Source organism: Dellaglioa sp. CoH-57-MRSF-22, assembly GCF_056781895.1.
In genome coordinates this window covers 1-754 of the sequence record NZ_JBXAXT010000027.1, presented here as the reverse complement: position 1 = coordinate 754, position 754 = coordinate 1, and the positions used below count along the sequence as shown (strand labels likewise).

Sequence of the window (754 nt, the reverse complement as noted above, 5' to 3'; positions counted from 1 at the left end):
TCGTTCCGGTATCAATCCCGGTAGTCTGTGAAACCTTCATCGTACGCGCGGCGCAGACTGTCGCGAGTCAACGCCGAATCACGTAGAATCAGGTGCGCGCCCATCGCGATCACGATATAGCCCGGACCAAAGAATGCGCCCGCGTGAAATTTCCACCAGTGCACGCTCTGCACCATCCAAAATTCCCCGGTCCAGACCGCGAACATACCGCCAATCAACAGCAGCCCCCATATATTATCACGCAACCATTCGCGCATTTTTCAGCCCCTTAGATAAAGGTGCGCGCAACCTGACGCGCGTAGTTAATGATTGTGGCGTTACCGCGAAGCTGCACGTTAACAACGGCATCTTCTAGGCACTCGCGCGCAAGCCGGTCACGTTTCCCGATCCGCACCGCATCGTCTACGTCCTTGTCATACTTCCCATAGGCGAGACACGCATCAAGCATGGTACAGAGGCGCATTTCCTCATTGGTTTCCGCCTCGTACTCAGCCAGTGACAGGCCGATAACGGACAACACGTCCGCTTCCGTTACCGGGTCATCGGGCAAATTCACGGTCAGGCGCTCAACCCAGAATTCATTTTCCGCGAGCCCCGCGTCAACACACGGAAAAATTCGCACGACATTGATATAACCCCAGCCGTCGCGCGCCGTATGCAGGCTATAAAGATAGCCCCCGTGTTCCGGGTTAATGTCCCCGTGATACTCGATTTTGCGCTTTGCTTTCATGCTGGCCCCTAGTGGGTTAGTTGG

The 754-nt window shown here is 55.4% G+C and carries 2 protein-coding genes; both read right to left on the bottom strand.

Annotation, left to right across the window (positions count from 1 at the left end):
- Positions 1-11 precede the first annotated feature (11 nt).
- Positions 12-257 (bottom strand): hypothetical protein, encoded by a 246-nt coding sequence (locus AC1RPR_RS07910; protein ID WP_289862567.1) that lies wholly within the window; start codon positions 255-257, stop codon positions 12-14.
- An 11-nt stretch (positions 258-268) separates the two neighbouring features.
- On the bottom strand, positions 269-754 hold a 486-nt coding region (locus AC1RPR_RS07905; protein WP_481763418.1), incomplete at its 5' end, for a hypothetical protein.